The sequence below is a fragment of the Pseudomonas gingeri genome (assembly GCF_013385425.1).
GTDB classification, from domain to species: domain Bacteria; phylum Pseudomonadota; class Gammaproteobacteria; order Pseudomonadales; family Pseudomonadaceae; genus Aquipseudomonas; species Aquipseudomonas gingeri_D.
Map to the genome: position 1 here is coordinate 1 of NZ_JACAQA010000071.1, position 2,430 is coordinate 2,430.

At 58.4% G+C, this 2,430-nt stretch carries 2 protein-coding genes; one reads left to right on the forward strand and one right to left on the reverse strand.

The window, feature by feature from the left end; genetic code table 11:
- The first annotated feature begins 104 nt into the window (after positions 1-104).
- Positions 105-1,631: an IS66 family transposase gene (gene tnpC / locus HX830_RS31870; protein WP_177104818.1), complete on the forward strand. Its 1,527-nt coding sequence runs from the start codon at positions 105-107 to the stop codon at positions 1,629-1,631.
- Positions 1,632-1,716: 85 nt separating this feature from the next.
- Here the strand turns inward: tnpC and HX830_RS31875 are convergent, their stop codons facing one another.
- Positions 1,717-2,184, reverse strand: a complete 468-nt coding sequence (locus HX830_RS31875) for a hypothetical protein (RefSeq protein WP_177104820.1) — start codon at positions 2,182-2,184, stop codon at positions 1,717-1,719.
- Positions 2,185-2,430 lie beyond the last annotated feature (246 nt).

Consider the following 2,430-nt stretch of genomic DNA (forward strand, 5'->3'; position numbering starts at 1 on the left):
GTTTTACATTGGCGATGACAAGTAGGTACAGGTGGCGCAATTACATTGCTTTAAACGCTGCCTTTTAGCTGTAGCAGTCGGGCTGCTTTGGTAAAGTCCACGGCATGACTTCCTTGCCCGATCTCGACCAAATGACTCCCGAACAACTGCGCACGCTGGCTGCGCAGTTGATGTCCAAGGTCGACACCCTGGACAGAAAAATCCATCGTGATGAAACGATCATTGAGCAACTCACTCACGAGATCGCCATTCTCAAACGCCACAAGTTCGCCAAGCGCAGCGAGCAGATCAGCCCGGCGCAAGGCAGCTTGCTCGATGACCTGCTCAATACCGACCTCGAGGCCATCGAGGCCGAGTTAAAAGCACTTCATCCAGCACCCGCCCAGGCGGAACCACACCAGCAACCCAAGCGTGCGCCGTTGCCGCTGCAACTCCCTCGCACCGTGATCAGCCACGAGCCAGAGAACACCCAGTGCACCTGCGGCTGCCAGCTTCAGCGTATTGGCGAAGATGTCAGCGAGAAGCTGGACTACACGCCGGGCGTGTTCACCGTCGAACAGCATGTGCGTGGGAAATGGGCCTGCCGGCAGTGCGAAACGCTGATCCAGGCGCCGGTACCACCGCAGGTGATCGACAAGGGCATCCCCACCGCCGGCTTGCTGGCGCACGTGATGGTTGCCAAGTTCGCTGACCATCTGCCGCTCTATCGACAGGAAAAGATCTTCGGCCGTGCCGGACTAGCCATCCCGCGCTCGACGCTGGCGCAGTGGGTGGGTCAAACCGGCGTGCAGCTTCAGCCGCTGGTCGATGCGCTGCGCGAAGCAGTGCTGGCCCAACGCATAGTCCACGCCGATGAAACGCCGGTACAAATGCTCGCTCCAGGCGAGAAGAAAACCCATCGTGCTTACGTCTGGGCCTACAGCAGCACACCATTCTCGGCACTCAAGGCCGTGGTCTACGACTTCAGCCCCAGCCGTGCCGGCGAACATGCGCGTAACTTCCTAGGCACATGGAACGGCAAGCTGGTCTGCGATGATTTCGCCGGCTACAAGGCCAGCTTCGAGCTGGGCATCACCGAAATCGGCTGCATGGCGCATGCGCGCCGCAAGTTCTTCGACCTGCATGTAGCAAATAAAAGCCAGTTGGCGGAGCAGGCGTTGCACTCAATCGGCGGCCTGTACGAGGTCGAGCGACATGCCAGGGAAATGAGCGACGAAGATCGCTGGCGACTACGCCAGGAAACAGCGGTGCCCATTGCTGAAAAACTGCATGAGTGGATGTTGGCCCAACGCGAACTTGTGCCCGAGGGTTCGGCCACGGCCAAGGCCCTGGATTACAGCCTTAAACGCTGGTTAGCGCTGACGCGCTACCTGGAAGATGGTGCTGTGCCCATCGACAACAACCAGATCGAGAACTTGATCCGGCCTTGGGCGCTTGGGCGGTCGAACTGGCTGTTTGCTGGGTCGCTGCGCAGCGGCAAGCGGGCAGCAGCGATCATGAGCTTGATCCAGTCAGCGCGCATAAATGGGCATGATCCGTATGCTTATCTCAAGGATGTGCTGACGCGGTTGCCGACGCAACGAGCCAGTGAGATCGAGCTGCTGCTGCCGCATAAGTGGATGCCGGCCTAGTCATGCAAGACGGATTGGCTGGACGCTTGCGGTCTAGGGAATGGCCTGAGGCGATGAACAAGCGACGGCGACCACCTTATCGGCATCATCCTGGGCAGTTCAACTGTTCAGGGTGAAGCTCAATGGAAAAGAGTGTGCTGTTCCTGGCCAGGTAGTAATGCTCCTGGTGAAACTTGAACCTGCGCATCATCGCCAGCAACTGCGGTTCCTTGCAGGCCAGTTGTTCCAGATCACGGCGTATTCTCGCCTCCATGCTGGCCTTGCGTTCCTCGGAGAGGCTGCTCGCTGCTAAGTCGATCCTGTAGCGGTAGAAGATCGTGTCACCGTACGTCAAACCGACGTACTCAAGGGTGGTAATTGCATCCAGTTTCTTTGGCAGGGTCGCGTCCAACTGGGCGAGGCGCTCGACCAGCAGCGCCTGTTGGGCCACCTTCTCCTGCTCAGCCTTGAGCGCGAAATAGCGTCCAATCCCGGCAATCAGTATCACCGCAGCGATACCCAGATAGAAATTACGTGGGTTGCGCCGCTTCTTCGGCGCCAGCTTCATCAACATCTTGAATGACTCGTCCTGAGCATGAAAAAGCTCCTAGCGAAACTAGGAGCTACGAGTGAAAACGGCATAGCCTGACACAATACCCCCGGGGGAGCACTCGGCTAATCCGGGGAGGTTGTCAGGGCGAGCACTGCGTGAGCTGTCTGCCCAGGCCTGAACTGACTTCGACGCGCCGCGGCTGCGAATCGAGAAGCCAGGAAAAATCTCTAGCCAACCTTCAACTGCCTAGGCTCTGTACGAAAACAA

Excerpts from the sequence above, each read along its gene's own strand:
- tnpC (WP_177104818.1), top strand. The coding sequence starts at position 105 with ATGACTTCCTTGCCCGATCTCGACCAAATGACTCCCGAACAACTGCGC.
- HX830_RS31875 (WP_177104820.1), bottom strand. The coding sequence starts at position 2,184 with ATGTTGATGAAGCTGGCGCCGAAGAAGCGGCGCAACCCACGTAATTTC.